Source organism: Aeromonas sp. (genome assembly GCF_051657805.1).
Classification (GTDB): Bacteria; Pseudomonadota; Gammaproteobacteria; order Enterobacterales; family Aeromonadaceae; genus Aeromonas.
Genome location: NZ_JBOFLJ010000024.1, coordinates 585,931 through 602,228, shown reverse-complemented (window position 1 = coordinate 602,228; position 16,298 = coordinate 585,931). Strand labels below are relative to the sequence as shown.

General features: G+C 58.3%; 11 protein-coding genes. 8 read left to right on the top strand and 3 right to left on the bottom strand.

The annotated features are described in order from the left end of the window. Nucleotides 1-100: 100 nt before the first annotated feature. The 6 genes from ACRCYW_RS11785 to ACRCYW_RS11760 all read left to right on the top strand — a co-directional run bounded on the left by ACRCYW_RS11785 (nucleotide 101) and on the right by ACRCYW_RS11760 (nucleotide 10,891). The gene (locus ACRCYW_RS11785; RefSeq protein ID WP_438550281.1) at nucleotides 101-2,143 is read left to right on the top strand and encodes a type VI secretion system Vgr family protein; all 2,043 of its coding nucleotides are present in this window, start codon (nucleotides 101-103) and stop codon (nucleotides 2,141-2,143) included. Next, nucleotides 2,143-3,000, top strand: a complete 858-nt coding sequence (locus tag ACRCYW_RS11780) for a DUF4123 domain-containing protein (RefSeq protein ID WP_438550280.1) — start codon at nucleotides 2,143-2,145, stop codon at nucleotides 2,998-3,000. The genes ACRCYW_RS11785 and ACRCYW_RS11780 overlap by 1 nt, the downstream gene beginning before the upstream one ends. Next, nucleotides 2,997-6,434, top strand: a complete 3,438-nt coding sequence (locus tag ACRCYW_RS11775) for a toxin VasX (protein ID WP_438550279.1) — start codon at nucleotides 2,997-2,999, stop codon at nucleotides 6,432-6,434. The genes ACRCYW_RS11780 and ACRCYW_RS11775 overlap by 4 nt, the downstream gene beginning before the upstream one ends. A 420-nt stretch (nucleotides 6,435-6,854) precedes the next feature. Continuing rightward, nucleotides 6,855-7,586, top strand: coding sequence for a hypothetical protein (locus tag ACRCYW_RS11770; protein ID WP_438550278.1), 732 nt, complete (start codon nucleotides 6,855-6,857; stop codon nucleotides 7,584-7,586). Between the two features lie 62 nt (nucleotides 7,587-7,648). Continuing rightward, the gene (locus tag ACRCYW_RS11765) at nucleotides 7,649-8,821 is read left to right on the top strand and encodes a hypothetical protein (protein ID WP_438550277.1); all 1,173 of its coding nucleotides are present in this window, start codon (nucleotides 7,649-7,651) and stop codon (nucleotides 8,819-8,821) included. A 303-nt stretch (nucleotides 8,822-9,124) separates the two neighbouring features. After that, a complete protein-coding gene (locus ACRCYW_RS11760) occupies nucleotides 9,125-10,891 on the top strand; it encodes a hypothetical protein (RefSeq protein ID WP_438550276.1) in 1,767 nt (588 codons plus the stop codon). A 145-nt stretch (nucleotides 10,892-11,036) separates the two neighbouring features. Here ACRCYW_RS11760 and ACRCYW_RS11755 read toward each other — a convergent pair whose 3' ends face one another. Continuing rightward, nucleotides 11,037-11,921, bottom strand: a complete 885-nt coding sequence (locus ACRCYW_RS11755) for a LysR family transcriptional regulator (protein WP_438550275.1) — start codon at nucleotides 11,919-11,921, stop codon at nucleotides 11,037-11,039. A gap of 109 nt (nucleotides 11,922-12,030) precedes the next feature. Here ACRCYW_RS11755 and budA point away from each other — a divergent pair, with 109 nt between their 5' ends. Both budA and alsS read left to right on the top strand, forming a co-directional pair. After that, the gene (budA, locus tag ACRCYW_RS11750) at nucleotides 12,031-12,810 is read left to right on the top strand and encodes an acetolactate decarboxylase (protein WP_438550274.1); all 780 of its coding nucleotides are present in this window, start codon (nucleotides 12,031-12,033) and stop codon (nucleotides 12,808-12,810) included. Between the two features lie 27 nt (nucleotides 12,811-12,837). Next, the gene (gene alsS / locus ACRCYW_RS11745; protein ID WP_438550273.1) at nucleotides 12,838-14,484 is read left to right on the top strand and encodes an acetolactate synthase AlsS; all 1,647 of its coding nucleotides are present in this window, start codon (nucleotides 12,838-12,840) and stop codon (nucleotides 14,482-14,484) included. Between the two features lie 126 nt (nucleotides 14,485-14,610). Here the strand turns inward: alsS and ACRCYW_RS11740 are convergent, their stop codons facing one another. Beyond that, nucleotides 14,611-15,186, bottom strand: a complete 576-nt coding sequence (locus ACRCYW_RS11740; RefSeq protein ID WP_438550272.1) for a DJ-1 family glyoxalase III — start codon at nucleotides 15,184-15,186, stop codon at nucleotides 14,611-14,613. A 32-nt stretch (nucleotides 15,187-15,218) separates the two neighbouring features. Further along, nucleotides 15,219-16,166 carry a ketopantoate reductase family protein gene (locus ACRCYW_RS11735; RefSeq protein WP_438550271.1) on the bottom strand — a complete coding sequence of 316 codons (948 nt, stop codon included), beginning with the start codon at nucleotides 16,164-16,166 and terminating at the stop codon, nucleotides 15,219-15,221. Nucleotides 16,167-16,298 lie beyond the last annotated feature (132 nt).

Below are 16,298 nucleotides of genomic sequence, written 5' to 3'. Positions count from 1 at the left end.
CGTTCGGTGAGCGTCGCGTGCGGCGTTCACCCAACTTGAGATGACCGACGGCGCGCCGCTGAGCGCGCCAGCCACGGCACGAACAGACAAGGGGCTCACGATGGCCAACAGCACGGGATTACAGTTCACGGTGAAGGTGGGGGCCTTGCCAGAGAGCACCTTCGTGGTGGCGGAATTTGCGCTGGAAGAGGCGTTAAACGGCCCCTTCCAGCTGAGGCTGGAACTTGCCAGCCCCCAGCCGGACGTGGACTTCGGCGCCGTGCTGGACCAGCCCTGCGAGCTGCTCATCTGGTACAACGGTGAGCTGCAGCGCCGGGTGTGCGGTGTGGTGAGCGATTTTTCCCAGGGGGACAGCGGTTTTCGCCGCACCCGCTATCAGCTGTTGGTGCAGCCGGCCCTGTGGCGCCTCTCATTGCGCCAAAATTCCCGCATCTTCCAGGCCCAGAAGCCGGACGAAATCCTCTCCATCTTGCTGCAAGAGCACGGCATCACCGACTACGCCTTCGCGCTGAAAAACGAGCACGTCCAGCGGGAATACTGCGTCCAGTACCGAGAGACAGATCTCGATTTCGTGAACCGGCTCGCCGCCGAAGAGGGGCTCTTCTACTTCCACGAATTTGAAACCGGCAAGCACCGTATCGTCTTTGCCGATGATGCCGCCGCGCTGACCGCGGGCCCCGAGCTCTTCTTCAACCTCGGCAACCGCTCCTTGGAGCAGGGCCCCTATGTGCGCCAGTTCCACTATCGGGAGGCGGTGAGGACGTCGGATGTGGAGCTCAAGGACTACAGCTTCAAGACCCCGGCCTATGGTCTCTCCCACAAGCAGCGCGGCGCCGAGCTCGCCCATCAGCGCGATACCTATCAGCATTTCGACTCCCCAGGCCGCTACAAGCGGGATCCGAGCGGCAAGGCCTTTGCCCAGCATCGGCTCGATGCCCTGCGCAACGACGCCGTCACCGGCCAGGGTAAGTCCAACTGCGCGGCCCTGTCGCCGGGTCAGACGTTTTCCCTCACCGAACACCCGAACGGCGTGCTCAACGCCGACTGGCAAATCGTGCACATCAGCCACACCGGCCAACAGCCCCAGGCGCTGGAGGAGGAGGGAGGCAGTGGCCCGACCGTCTACCATAACGAATTCGGGGTGGTGAAGGGGAATACCACTTGGCGCGCGCGCATCGGTAGCCCTGAGGCCCCCCACAAACCCATGGTGGACGGCCCGCAGATCGCTATAGTCGTGGGGCCAGAAGGGGAAGAGATCTACTGCGACGAGCACGGCCGGGTGAAGCTGCAGTTCCCCTGGGACCGCTACGGCAGCTCAAACGATCAGAGCTCCTGCTGGGTGCGGGTGAGCCAGGGCTGGGCCGGCGGTCAGTACGGCATGATGACCATCCCGCGCATCGGCCACGAGGTGATAGTGAGCTTCCTGGAAGGGGATCCGGATCAGCCGATTATCACGGGCCGCACCTACCACGCCACCAACCGTCCGCCCTACGAGTTGCCGGTCAACAAGACCCGCACCGTGCTGCGCACCGAGACCCATCAGGGGGAAGGGTTCAACGAGCTGAGATTCGAAGATCAGGCGGGCAAGGAAGAGATCTATATCCACGGTCAGAAAGACCTGAATTGGCTCATCGAGAACGACGCGGCCTGGCACATCAAACACGACGAGCACAGGGACATCGACAATGAGCGGGTGACCCGCATCAAGGCCAATGACCATCTCACCGTGAACGGCGAGAAGCGGGATCAGATCAAGGCAGACTATTCGCTCACCGTGGATGCCTCCATGCACCAGAAGCTCGGGCAATCTTTCCTGGTGGAGGTGGGCACCGAGGCGCACCACAAGGCGGGGATGAAGATAGTGATGGAAGCGGGCGCCGAGTTGACGCTCAAGGTCGGTGGCAGTTTTGTCAAAATCGATCCGAGCGGTGTCACTCTCTCTGGCGGCTCCATCAAGATGAACTCCGGCGGCAGCCCGGGATCCGGTTCCGGCTGGGCGGGGCAGATGCCTATACAGCCCGGTGCAGTTGAGGTGGTAGCCCCACCTCCCCCCATGGAGCCTGCGCGTCAAATCGCGACGCTGAAATCGGCAGAACCGGTCTGTGAAATTTGTGAACAGCTGGCCAAGGGGGAGAGCCAGTAATGGTTTTGCCCGAGTTTGATTTGGCCAAAGGAGATCACCTCTATCTGCTGCTCGATGGCGGGCAGATCCCCGAGCTTGAACGGCAGTTGTTTGAGGTAACCGATAGCCCTGCCTATCAACCTATATATCTCTATGCACCTTGGGATGCCCTGCGAGAAGCCTCTCCCTGCTTGGTTGAGGCGTCACCAGCACTGCTCGATTGGTATGCCCACGGAGAAGAGGGGTGGGGATATCTCCTTTCCTCTCGTCTCCCGTTATTACCACTCGCGGAGCGGCTACGCCAATTGATCGAGGTTGAAAGTTCTTACGGTAGTCGCATTTTGCTCAAGATGGCTCAACCCGATGGCATGTTCCGCCTACTGCTCGATGACGAGCCTTGGCTTTGGCAGGCTATTGAGCAGGTATGGATCCCTGTGCACAAGTTGCTGCGCCCAAACTCCCCTGCCGAATGGTGGAACAAAAAGGTTTCCACGTCGGAACTGCCAGTTGGCAAGTTGCTACGTCTGAGTGATGCCCAGTGGACACGTCTTGGAGAGGTAACCTGGTTGAACACCCTAAATGATATCTGGCGCCATATGGAGAAATGGTTCCCCGAACGTCTGGGTGAACAGCTTGATGCTCGTCAGTGGGTCGCAGAGTGGGCTGAATGGGGCTATGGCAAAGGGTTCGAAAGCCCAAGGGACCTGTTGTTTTTCTTCAATGTACTGGGTTACCTCGGCACTGCCTGGAAGGAGAGTGACGCTTATCCCGCCATTACAGCACTGCTCATGTGTACTTCTTCACTCACCCCCTCACAGAGAATTGAGCGAGCCGCCGAGCTCGCCGAGACACAACATAGAATGGGAACTGAGATATGAGTGCTAATCAAGACGCTGCAGCAGCAAGCAGTGCCAATGCTCAGGGGAGCACTAAAGCTTGCCCATTGAAGAAGAACAAGATTCAACTATTACCGGTTCGTTATGCGTTGGTTGAACAGAAAACGGTCCATCCAGCCATAGCCAGCAACCATGCTGCCAACATCAAGTACCGCCCCGTCGGGATCCGATTGATTGACGAGACGAGCTATCTCTATGTGATCCACAGCAAGCGCCCCGATATCATCCATGCCTATCAATTGGCGGAGAACGGGGGCGTTGCCAAGCTGGAGCAGAAAGGACTGGCATCCGCCTCAGGCAAGGAGGCGTTTGTTTATCAGGAATCGGACTCTACCATAGTGGTCAGTCGTTCCGGTTCTGTGCAGGTGCTTTACAGTCGCACCAAGATCTCGCCCAAGCTGCAAGGCCAGCTGCTGCGCTCCCCCAAGCTACGTCAAAAGATGATGCAAACCTGCCAGTTGGGCGGTTTTGATTGTCAAAATGGGTCTCGACATCTGCTGCCACCTGAGCAGCTTGAGAAGCATCTTGCAGAGGTACACCCGCAGCAAAGCACTCATGCCAAAACCGATCAGTGGTGTTGGTTGACCCAAACGCCAAAAACGCAAAGTGCTAGCGTATTGACCAGCAAAATACTGCCTGCTTACCAGGGGGAGGCCGCCATCCTGCTGCTGGAGGATCCGATCGGTCTGATGACAGAGTTGGCCAGCGCCTATCAGGCGATGGTGGAGCAAGAAGAACAATGGATGACCGAAGGTTATAACCGGGCGGATTACTTTGCTGCCGCTCAGTTGCTCCAACTGGTTGAGATGAGCGACGACCTCTTGTTGATGCAGTCGGCGGACAATCAAAAGTTGGCCGAGTACAGCAAGGCCCATCCCAATGCGTTGGAGAATCGCTATCGCGACTATTGGAAGGCCAAGCAAGACTATGAAGCCGCATTGGAGAAGATGAATCGCCCCAGCGCCTCGCCGTTTGGCGATAAAAAGACGTTCGAAGCCTATCGTTCCGAGCTGGCCAAGAACGACGTGATGGCAAAGGAAGCAGGCGTCTCCAGCCAAGAGTTAAAGGCGATGTTTGACCGCGCCGGTGAGCAGAAGAAAGACCTGCTCTACGGCGAAAGCTGGATGGGCATGCGGATAGCACGAGGGATCCTGGAGCGCATCGATGAGGAGGCCATGCGCGCCTGGTACGGGCCGGCTCAGGCCAAGGTCACCCATTGGCGGGAAAGCTGTTTCCAGCTTGAAACCGACAGGGTTGCCATGCTGCCAGCGGCCTACACGGCCATTCCCGTCTATGACAAAGAGGTGCAGGAGCAGTTCAAACGTCGGCTGGATGAGGAGTATCACTGGTTGCTTGGTCTGGGAGACGATCCGGAACACAGGCAGAAAGTCAGTGTATTTTTCGCCACCTTGGGTGAGCAGAACACCCATCTCTGGGTTTCCAACGCCGACAATATTGCTACCGTTGAAGACTATGACGGGCTTGAAGGGGACATCAACAACGCGCTGGGGGTGAAGGACAGTACCAGTGCACTGATCGATGGCCTGGCTGGCCTCAAGGAGTTTCAGGCACAGATGGCAGGGGTGCATCTCAAGCTCATAGACAGCGTCCCTGCACAGTTGCAAGGCTCCATGAGCAGGCTGGCGTCGGAACTCGGCCGTCTGGCGATCCCCGAGCTGCAAAAAATGGCTGAACGGATACATGCGGCCCAGGGGCAGGCAGATAGCCTGCTGCGCCATGCCAGACCCGGCACCATTGCCATGCTGTTGGGTCAGGCGAAGAATGCGGCCGTCACCCTGGATATCGGCACTCAGAGTGATGCTGGTTACACGCAGTGGCAGCAGAAAACCTTGGGTACGTTGGGGACGCTGCGCAAACGCGCTGAGTCTGCCACCAGTGAATACAACAAGGCGAGCAAGAGTACCGCCACCGACAGCAAGATTAGAGCTCGCGCCAATGCCGAGTGGGCCGCGGTGCAGCGTGAAAGTACGGCGCTGCGCGAGCAGGTGTTTGCACACAGCCAGCCGGTGGCCCGCCCCGGCGAGCCTCACCCTGTATCCCATATCGTGGTCAAGGCCAGCGGCGCTACCCTGACCGAGATAGAAGAGCACTTGCGTTTGAGCCGCGCCGCCTTGCGCAACCAGGTACTGTTTGGCAATGCGGCCAGACCCGCCTTGGGCGGGGCAACCCTCAGCGGCAGCCTGGGCCTGGTAGTACTAATGGCCAACTGGTTCAACTTTGCCAAGACGGTGGGGGATCTGGCCCATAAGAGTGAAAACACAGGAGCACAGAACTTTGACTTATGGTCTGCCACGTTGGGGTTGATGGGGGCTGCATTGGCGCTTGGTGTCGAGGTGGTGCGCACTTCCGCCTATTGCCGCTGGCTCAAGGAGGGGGCTGAGAGCAGCCTAAAGGCGACCGGCCGGGTGGTGACGCTAGGGACCACTTTGGTCGCTGTTTTGGGTACAGGGTCAGCATTGTTTGATGGTTATAAGCAAGCCTCTCAGATAGGTCGTCATTGGCGCCGGGGGGAGTGGGAGCCCATGGTCGCCTCGGCCATCACCTTGAGTGGTGATGGCCTGCAAGCCTATGCCAGCGGAAAAGTAATGTTGGCTGGGACCCGGCTCGGCATGGCTGCCATCGCCGGGGAGATCAGCTGGCAGCGGGCCGCCGCCGTTACGCTGCGCTTCGCGGTTCGATTGAATCCTTATATGTGGCTGGCCAGCGCCCTGATCTTCGGTGGCGAGCTGGCCTATAACTTCCTTACCTCGACCCCGCTGATGCGCTGGGTCAGCGAGTCTCGCTGGGGCAAGCGCGGCATGCTGCCATTTCTGCACGCCAATCAGGAGTGGGAGTACGATATGCAACTGCGCAAGTGGCAGGAGGTGATGCAGACCCCGCGCCTGAGGATTAAGTACAACACCGAGACCAAGACGCAGCAGAGGCTGATGGTGGGCACCATCGTCGATGTGCCGGTACAGCAACGGGTGTTGACCCAGCTGCGCATTCTGCTGCCCATGACAGCCCCCGAGCAGGTTAAACTCGCCGTCCTGGTAAAGAGCGAGGGCAAGCTGGTCGATTTCACCGACCACTTTCGCCAGACCGCACCTGTGGCACAGGAGGGGTTGTATACCCGCCTCGACTTCGACTGGCCCCAGGATGAAGTCAGTAGACGGCGCATGGCGTGGCTGCATCTGGTGATCTCGGTCACCACGGCGGAAGGTAACCAGTTGTTTGAGGAGCAGGGGGGGCTGCGCTTTTCCCTTAATCTGCAGCAGTTGCAGGGGCAGGAAGAGGCCAAGCTGGCCGGTGATGAGCCGGGTTGGAGCCAGGTGGAGGCACTCGACGAGGATGACAACTTCCCCCTGACCCGTGGCAAGATAGTGGCCCAGTTGCAACCCCTGCTGAACCGATAACGAGGACCTATGAAACATTCCCCATTGCCGTTTTTTGCCGGCCAGCACAGGCAGGAGCGCCTCGGCGCCCGTACCGTATTCAGCCCCTTGCCGGTGATGACCAATGTGCCGCCGGTGCGCCGCGCCGATTGGTTGACCCAAAAGCATCCCCACTATATCGAGCTGGGAGGGGCGGGTGGTTCCCTCTTTCAAACTCAAATACTCTATTCGGTCTGGGTGCTTGGCCTACTCATCTTTGCTGGAATGTTTTGGGGGCCTCCTGGAAATGGGATGAGCAACGGGCAAGGCTGGGCTGGCGTCTGGACTGGATTGTATGAGGAGGTCTGGATCGGGGCGAACCAATGGGCGATGGAGTTTAGCTGGGAGAATCTGCTTGGCACCATTTTATTACTTGGAACGATGCCTGGTTTAGCTTTGTTTTTGACAGTCAAGATACTGAGAGAGCACCAACAGCAACTTCGCCGAGTATTGCCATTTCGCTTTCACCGCCAGCGTCGCGAGGTGATGCTGTCGCGCTGGGACAAGCGCACCAAGCGCACCGAAGTCCGGATATTCCCTTGGGAAGAGATGTGCGCCATGGTGGGAGAGGGCTCAGCCGTCTCGGTCAGCGGTGTCATGACCATGGCAAGCCTGTTTTTCGGTATCAACTCGGACGAGCGACCCGGCCACTTCTGGTCCGGCATGAACGTCGGCACCCTTAGCAAGGAGGTGGGGGCCGGTGAGTGGGAGATGATCCGCCGCTATATGGAAGAGGGGCCCGAGGCCATCGATGAGCCGGCCCCGGTCACCTTTGACGGCATGATTGAGGAGTTCTGTCGGGAACGCAAGATACCCCGCAGCGCCTTCTCGCCCCTGCGTCGCCTCTGGTGGGAACTGAACGGTACCCGCTTTGGTATATTGCGCATCAATATTCAGAGCCGCTTGCAGCAGCGCTTCGCTGAGCGCTACTTCGCTGCCCATCCCGAGTTGGCAGCCTGGAGTGAGCCATTGCCACCCGAGCAGTGGGCCAAACCGAGCGAGCGGCTGACCCGTTGCAACCAGCTGCTGGCGGAGCAATATGCCCAGGGTCGGAACATCTTCACCGTAGGTGACGTGCGTGAGTTGCTGGGGGAAGAGATAACCCCGCAGGCCGCTCAGGCGTTGACACCCTAATGGATACCATCGTTGGTGGGATGTGACTGCCACCCACCTGACAGCATCGATATAGAGAACGGATGAAACACTCAGCATTGCCGTTTTTTGCCGGCCAACACCGCCAGGAGCGCTTCGGCGCCCGTACCGTATTCAGCCCCCTGCCGGTGATGACCAATGTGCCACCGGTGCGCCGCACTGACTGGCTGACCAAAAAGTACCCCCACTATATCGAGCTGGGGGGGGCGGGAGGCTCTCTCTTTCAAACACAAATCCTGTATATGTATTGGATCATGGGATTGGTCGTTTTTGCTGCATTCTTTTGGGGGCCGCCCGGTCATAATGGGTTGAGCGACGGGCAGAGCTGGGCTGGCGTTTGGGCTGGCAACTATCAGGAGGTCTGGGTAGGGCACAACCAATGGGTGATGGAGTTTAGCTGGATGAATCTGCTGGGTGCCGTTGTGTTACTAGGAATGGGGCCCGGTTTTGCCTTGTTTTTGACATTAAAAATGTTGTGGGAGCATCAACAACAACTTCGCCGAGTATTACCGTTCCGCTTTCACCGCCAGCGCCGCGAAGTGATGCTGTCGCGCTGGGACAAGCGCACCAAGCGCACCGAAGTCCGGATTTTCCCTTGGGAAGAGATGTGCGCCATGGTGGGAGAAGGCTCAGCCGTCTCGGTGAGTGGTGTCATGACCATGGCGAGCCTTTTTTTCGGTATCAACTCGGACGAGCGACCCGGCCACTTCTGGTCCGGCATGAATGTCGGCACCCTCAGCAAGGAGGTGGGGGCCGGCGAGTGGGAGATGATCCGCCGCTATATGGAAGAGGGGCCCGAGGTCATCGACGAGCCGGCCCCGGTCACCTTTGACGGCATGATTGAGGAGTTCTGTCGGGAGCGGAAGATACCCCGCAGCGCCTTCTCCCCCTTGCGCCGCCTTTGGTGGGAACTGAACGGCACCCGTTTTGGTATACTGCGCATCAATATCCAGAGCTGCTTGCAGCAGCGCTTCGCCGAACACTACTTCGCTGCCCATCCCGAGCTGGCAGCCTGGAGTGAGCCATTGCCACCCGAGCAGTGGGCCAAACCGAGCGAGCGGCTGACCCGTTGCAACCAGCTGCTGGCGGAACAATATGCCCAGGGCCGGAACATCTTCACCGTGGGTGACGTGCGTGAGTTGCTGGGGGAGGAGATAACCCCGCAGGCCGTTCAGGCGTTGACCCCTTCAACCCATGAGTCGGTTTGCTCTGCCTAAGTGGGCTCTATCTGCTTCGCAAGGCGAGATGGAAAGATGCCTGAAGTTGCTACTATCACTGCCAGCTCGCTTGTTCTAGTAGAGAACTGGACTCCAGGTTATAGACCGGGCCATGACCTGCATAGGTGGTGCAGTAGATCATGAAGCAGATTAGTTATGGGATGAGGATAACTTGGCAAGATATTTTATATCCCATGATGTTTTAGTTTTTACTATTTAGACTCTTAGAGTTGCAATATATATTGTTGTCAATGTCAGGCTTTTATTTTCTCTCACTCCAAGCATCACATCAAGGAGATGTCATTGTTAAGCTATTTTATACCTATCTTAATAAGCATTATCAAGGCCATAGCGTTGCTTTGTTGGTGGTCAGATAACTCTTTGCGCCAGAAGGAAAGGGATGACGCAATTGCTCGATTGAAGGTGAGGAGTAAAACTGCTGATGAGTTATCTGATGCGGATCTGGTTTGGCTGAGAAAGATATATAAACGACGATTTACCGACAGAACTATCTATCAACATGAAGGTCTTTATAACGTACGTGAATTGGCGCCAGGGTGGCGGCAACGGTGGCAGGATACCTGTGTTGGTGATGTGAGGGTGGAGTCCGTTTACTGGCCGCCAGCCACTTACTGCAAGGATTCACCCCGTAGTGTTGTTATCCGGGGTCTTATCTATAAAGATGCGCTCTACGCCGTCAGTGTAGACGGCGCTTTCCTTGTTTCTGAAGTCCGTAAGTCAGAGGAACTGTCCAAACAGTGGGTGCCCAGAGAATTTGATGTTGTCTATCTTGAGGCCTTACATATCATTTTTCCTATATTTTCAATATTTACTTTTGTTTCCTCTTTGGAAAATAGTATCCCCACTTTGTTGATATTAACCATCTTAATGCTCAGTATGTTGGGCGTTTATTCATGGATGGTCTTAAGATTGCACCGTTTGTTTGTGCTTGATGGACGCTGCTTGCTCCTGCCAGCTAATAACGTATTTGGCGAAAGGAAAGTTATCAATGGGTACCTGGTTAGTGACCCCGCAAAGAAGTTGCAGCCAGGGGAGTGCTATAGACTCCATTGCCAGCGCACTCACCGTGAATTATTTTTCTCCCCAGAGCGAATAAATAATAAAGAATATGTAGACGGTGCTCAATCCCTACTGTTTGGTTCTCGTCAATTTAACTGTGCTCTGGCATTGTTTTTTTTGATTGCGCATATTGTTTTGCTTCAAAATCTATACCAGTCGCCTGCTTACCAAGTCCACGCTGGACTTACAGAATACAATAGGGAAATAGCAATCGATGGAAAAAATTTTTCTACATTATACGATGTTTCACCACAAGACTTTATTCATGTAAGTGGTACTCTAGCCATTGCAAATGGGGCTGATGATATAGTTTGTCTTCGTGATAAGAGTTCGATTGACATCGAAGATATAAAAGATTCCTTTCAGCATATCATTGGTATAGATTACAGTGCCAAGTCTGACTTTGAGGGCACTTTATCAGAGCGTTATCCTGAACTTTATGAATACCTTGTAAATATGAAGGCCAGTAAGAAGGTGAGTTGTCCGATCACTATTCGCGTAACTGGAAAAAATAAATATGATTTTGACACATCTCCAGCATTCATCCTTGAATACATTTCAAAATATGTGGTTGATGATCCTGAGACTTTAGGGAGAAGGATTTATGAAAATTTTTATGGTCCAGCAGAGTTGGTTACGTCATCATCTGCTAAAAGACAAGAAGTAAAAAAAGTAATCAGTCCGATGATTAGTCGCGATGTCATTGTTAGTGGTGTTTCACACTATGTTTATGGAGATGTAATTCCAGGCAGACATTCGCTTTCTGGCTTGGTTTTGAATATAGAAAAAAAGCCAGATGGAAGTGTTATTGTTTTTTTGAATGATGAATTCAATCCAACTTCGGAAGAGGAAATTGAGAGTATTTACTATAAGATATTGATCAATATCATCTTGGTTTTCACCTATTTCATTACGTTTATGGGGTTCCTGATTGGATGGTTCAGGGCGTCGGGAGAATCTCCCTGCATGCCGTCTTCCCGCTCCACATAATCGCTGATTAGCCAAATTGAGCCGGCAAAATCTAGCATTATGAGCGCCAAGTCCAAGCTGATAGAGGTGTGGTGTGGCCATGAAATCGACAGATCCTGTCTCTAAAGTTCCCCTCTTTAATCATCAAGTTCTGCATGACGTTGAGTCAAGGCTGGCGCGGGATCAGCCCAATCAGATGCTGCAGGCTTTTCTGGCGGGGATGGCGGCGGGTGGCGAGGCTGATGCGGGTGGTGAGCGGCTCGGTGGCGATGGGGTGATAGCTGACGCCGTGGGGGTGTAGCTCGCTCACCGAGCGCGGGATGATGGCGACCCCGAAACCGGCCTGCACCATGCCGACGGTGGAGATCACCTGCGGGCTCTGACTGCCGAGGCGGGGGCTGAAGCCGGCCCGTTGGCAGCACTGGGTGATGGCGTCGTGCAGCCCGGGTCCGAGCTCGCGGGGGAACAGGATGAAGGGATCCTGCGCCAGCGCTTCGATGGGGATGGCGCCACTGCCGGCCAGCGGATGGTGCGGTGGGAGGGCGATCAGCATCTCCTCTTCATCGATCAGGTGGTGGGCCAGTGCCGAGCTGCTACTGCAGGGCAGGCGCAGGATGGCGGCATCCAGCTCCTCGCTCACCAGATCGCGCACCAGGTTGGGCATGCTGTTCTCGATGGGGTGCAGGCTGACATCCGGCCAGGCCTGGCGAAAGTCGTGAATGAGTTGCAGCACGCTCGGGTGCAGCACGGTGGAGCCGGCAAAGCCGAGGCGCAGCGAGCCCAGCTGGCCGCGAGCGATGCGCCTGGCCTTCTGCATGGCCTGTTCGGTCTGCACCAGTATCCCCTTGGCATCTTGATAGAGGCTCAGCCCAGCTTCGGTCAGCTCCACACTGCGGGTCAGCCGGTGAAACAGCGGCGTGCCCACCTCCTGTTCGAATTTGCGGATCTGCTGGCTGAGCGGCGGCTGGGCCATGCCCAGCGCCTCGGCGGCGCGGGTAAAGCTCTGTTTGTCTGCCACGGCCACCAGGTAGCGCAGGTAACGGAATTCCATATCTGGTACGTCTCGAAGCTGATGGGTTTGGATATTGGTATCAAATTGTGATCTTGGTCACTATTGAATCCTGAGTTGCCAACCTAACAGGATTAGAGGTGAAATCCAAATGGAAACCAATTCATCATGTGACTGCGCCATCGAGATAAGCCAGCAGTTTGCCCGTTGGCAGGCTCGCCAGGGGGGCGGCGAGGTCTATCAGAGCTCCCTGATGAGTGCCCTGCTGGCGGGGGTTTACGAGGGGGAGACCACCATGGCCGACCTGCTGCGCCACGGTGACTTTGGCCTCGGGACCTTCAACCGGCTCGATGGCGAGCTGATTGCCTTCGAGCGCCAGATCCACCAGCTCAAAGCCGATGGCTCGGCCCGCCCAGCCAGGGCCGAGCAGAAGACCCCGTTTGCGGTGATGACCCACTTTCGCCCCTGTCTGCAGCGCCGCTTCGATCACCCCTTGAGCCGCGAAGAGATCCACCAGTGGGTGGCTCGGTTGGTGGGCACAGACAACGTCTTCGTCGCCTTTCGGCTCGACGGCCTGTTCGAACAGGCGCAGGTGCGCACCGTCCCCTGCCAGACCCCCCCCTACAAGCCCATGCTGGAGGCCATCGAGGCCCAGCCGCTGTTCTCGTTCAGCCAGCGGCGCGGCACTCTGGTCGGTTTTCGCTGCCCGCCCTTCGTGCAGGGGATCAACGTGGCCGGCTATCACGAGCACTTCATCACCGAGGATCGCCGGGGGGGCGGCCACATCCTCGACTACGCTATGGGCCACGGCCAGCTGCAGCTGTCGGTGGTGCAACACCTCAATATCGAGCTGCCCCGCAATCCGGCCTTTCAGCAGGCCGACCTCAATCCCGCCGATCTGGACCGCGCCATCCGCGCCGCCGAAGGCTGAGCCCTTCGCTTAACAAGGAGTGACATCATGGAAAATCAACACTGGGCCTGTGGGGCCGAACTGGTGGTGCGCCATCTGGAGGCGCAGGGGGTCAAGCAGGTATTCGGCATTCCCGGGGCCAAGATAGACAGGGTGTTCGATGCATTGGAGGATTCCCCCATCGAGACCATAGTGGTACGCCACGAAGCGAATGCCGCTTTCATGGCTGCCGCCGTCGGCCGGCTGACCGGCAAGGCAGGAGTCGCACTGGTGACCTCGGGTCCGGGTTGCGCCAACCTCATCACAGGTCTGGCGACCGCCACCTCGGAAGGGGATGCCATGGTGGCGCTGGGAGGTGCCGTGCGGCGGGCAGACGGCCTCAAGCTGACGCACCAGAGCCTGGATACCGTCAGCCTGTGCCGGCCGGTTACCAAGTTCAGCGCCCAGGTGGGCACCGGCTCCGCCCTCTCCGAGGTGATGGCCAACGCTTTTCGTAGTGCCGAGCTGGGACGGCCCGGAGCAGCCTTCGTCAGCCTGCCGATGGACATCATCAACGAGCCGGCCGATGGCACTATTCTGGTGCCGAGCGCCATCCCAGAGCCGGGAGCGGCTGACGAACGCGGCATCGATCGGGCGCTGAGTCTGCTGGCGCGAGCTCGCAAGCCGGTGGTGCTGCTCGGTCTGCTGGCCAGCCGGCCGGAGAACTCCCTCGCAGTGCGTGCCTTCCTCGACAAGAGCCGGCTGCCAGTGACCGGCACCTATCAGGCGGCCGGGGTGGTGGATACCCACCATTTCGATGACTTTGCCGGGCGGGTGGGGCTGTTCAACAACCAGCCAGGGGACAAGCTGCTGCAGGATGCGGATCTGGTGGTCTGCATCGGTTACAGCCCCATCGAATACGACCCTGTGCTGTGGAACGGCACCGGCGAGCGCCAGCTGCTGCACATCGATGCGTTGCCGGCGGAGATCGACAGCAGCTACTGCCCGGCGGTGGAGTTGGTGGGCTCCATCAGCGCCAACCTGGCGCGGCTGACCCGGATGTTGCACCAGCCGCTGGCGCGGGATCCGGCCATTACCGCGCTGCTTGGCGAGATCCGTGCCCAGCGCCATCAGCTCGCCGAACATGCCGGCCGGTTGGGAGGCACACCCATCCATCCGCTGCGCATCGTCAAGGAGTTGCAGGACATCATAGGGCAGGACATGACCCTGTGCGTGGACATGGGCAGCTTCCACATCTGGATTGCCCGCTACCTCTACAGCTTCCGGGCCCGCCAGGTGCTCATCTCCAACGGCCAGCAAACCATGGGGGTGGCGCTGCCCTGGGCCATCGGGGCAGCCATGGTGCGCCCGGGGGAGAAGATCATCTCTGTGTCCGGCGATGGCAGTTTCATGCAGTCGAGCATGGAGCTGGAGACGGCGGTGCGGCTCAAGTCCAACATAGTGCACATCATCTGGGTCGATAACGGCTACAACATGGTGGCGATGCAGGAGGAGAAAAAGTACTGCCGTAGCTCCGGGGTGAGTTTCGGCCCCATCAATTTCAAGGCCTATGCCGAATCATTCGGGGCAGCCGGGTTTGCCGTCACCTGCGCCGAGGATTTGCGACCGACCCTGCGCGCCGCCATGGCGGTGAGCGGGCCGGCGGTAGTGGCCATCCCGGTAGATTACAGCGATAACCACCTGCTGATGGAATAGCTCAGACCTCAAATGCTGAGTTGAGTCGATTTTGAGCCGGCGGGCTGCTAAGCGGCCTTCCTAATACAGAGCGCCCCTTGCCAATCAGCAAGGGGCGCTCTGTCATTGCGAGAGGGGGAGGGGTCTCTAGGACGTGAGCGAGGGGGGCATTACCATGGGGTCTGCCACCGCACGGGCAGCCTCGTCACCGCGCAGCACCCGCACGATTTCGAGGGCGAACTCGATGGCGCTGCCGGGGCCCTGGCTGGTGATAAGGCGGTGCGCTTCGTCTATTACCACCCGCTCCGTGCTGAGTTGAGCGGCGGGAAGTTGGGCTTGGAATCCCGGGTGGCAGGTGACCCGCGCATCCCCCAGCAGGTGGTGGTGCTGCAACACCACCACGGGGGCCGCACAAATAGCGGCGCGCCAGCGGCCAAGCAGAGCCTGCTCCTTGAGCAGGTCGATGGCAAGCGGCGTATCGCGAATGACTTCGCTGCCGGGCAGGCCGCCCGGCACGACGATGGCCTCGAAGTCACGGCTGGTCAGCTCGTCGATATGGCAGTCGGCTACCAGTTGCACCCCGCGGGAGGCACGGATCTGGCGCTGACCCGCCGGGCAGCAGGAGGCGAACACCACCTCGATGGAGGCCCGCACCAGGGTATCGACGATGGCGACCGTCTCGATCTCTTCCGAGCCGGGGGCGACCAATATCAAGACGCTCATCGCTCACTCCTCTTAAATGGCGTTAGCCGAGTTTATTGCTTCTCTCTGATGGCCTGGTAGAGGCCCTGATTGACCGGCACCGCGATACCGTGCTGTGCGGCCCTGGCCAGCAGGAAACCGGTGATGGCCTCGATCTCTGTCTCGCGCCCCAGCTCCAGATCCTGATACATGGAAGAGTAATTGTCGGCGGTCAGCTCCACCACCATCATGGCCCGGCGCAGCAGTTCCTCCTGGCTGGTGGGTTGGCCTTCTGCCGTCATCACATCCGCCACCTCCACACAGATCTGCTGCAGGGCATCGGTGAAGCGGGGGCCGGCGAGCTCGCCATTCTTGACCTTGTACAGTGCCGTGAGGGGGTTGATGGCGCAGTTGACGGCGAGCTTCTGCCATTGGCGGTTCAGGATCTGCTCATCCCAGCCTGCCTGACCGAGGGCGCGGGCGAGTTCATCCGCCAGATGGGCGTGGGCCTTGGCCACCTCGTTGACCGGGCCGAGCCAGGTTTCCCCCTTGCCGGTGTGGCGAAACACGAAGTGACCGCCTTGCATGGCACCGTGGCTGGTGACACCGGCGATGACGGGGTTGTGGGGGAAGAGTTGCACCACCTGCTCGGCGACCCCCATGCCATTGTGCAGCAAGACGATGGGGATGCCGGCGGCCAGTTTCCCGACCAGCGGGCTCAGGGCCGGGACAACCTGACCTGCCTTGGTCATCACCAGCAAGCGCTTGATCTGGCCGGGCTGGTTGACGAAGCCACGCTCGATGGCGAGCAGCTGGGTGTGGCCATCGAGGGAGGTGAAATCGATGCCGGGATGCAGGGTCGCCCGGTGCCGTTCGCGCAGCAGGACGCGGGTCGATTGACCGCTCAGGGTCAGCAGGGAGGCAAACACGCCACCCAGGGCGCCACAGCCCAGCAGGGTCCATTGAGGGGGGAGAGGGTGTCGGCTGGTTTTCAGGTTGTTGTCGCGTAATCCGCTTGGCATGGAGAGGCTCAGTCTGGGTAGGGGTCGCATTCCAGTCAACCGGCTACCGGGATAAGGGAGATGTCGCTTGGCGGACGCTAACGGGTCTCGCCATTCCTGTGCGGAGGGAATTCTAGCAGAGCCCCTCCATCG

Coding starts and splice junctions, on each gene's coding strand:
- ACRCYW_RS11785 (WP_438550281.1), top strand. CDS start 101: ATGGCCAACAGCACGGGATTACAGTTCACGGTGAAGGTGGGGGCCTTG.
- ACRCYW_RS11780 (WP_438550280.1), top strand. CDS start 2,143: ATGGTTTTGCCCGAGTTTGATTTGGCCAAAGGAGATCACCTCTATCTG.
- ACRCYW_RS11775 (WP_438550279.1), top strand. CDS start 2,997: ATGAGTGCTAATCAAGACGCTGCAGCAGCAAGCAGTGCCAATGCTCAG.
- ACRCYW_RS11765 (WP_438550277.1), top strand. CDS start 7,649: ATGAAACACTCAGCATTGCCGTTTTTTGCCGGCCAACACCGCCAGGAG.
- ACRCYW_RS11755 (WP_438550275.1), bottom strand. CDS start 11,921: ATGGAATTCCGTTACCTGCGCTACCTGGTGGCCGTGGCAGACAAACAG.
- budA (WP_438550274.1), top strand. CDS start 12,031: ATGGAAACCAATTCATCATGTGACTGCGCCATCGAGATAAGCCAGCAG.
- alsS (WP_438550273.1), top strand. CDS start 12,838: ATGGAAAATCAACACTGGGCCTGTGGGGCCGAACTGGTGGTGCGCCAT.
- ACRCYW_RS11740 (WP_438550272.1), bottom strand. CDS start 15,186: ATGAGCGTCTTGATATTGGTCGCCCCCGGCTCGGAAGAGATCGAGACG.
- ACRCYW_RS11735 (WP_438550271.1), bottom strand. CDS start 16,166: ATGCCAAGCGGATTACGCGACAACAACCTGAAAACCAGCCGACACCCT.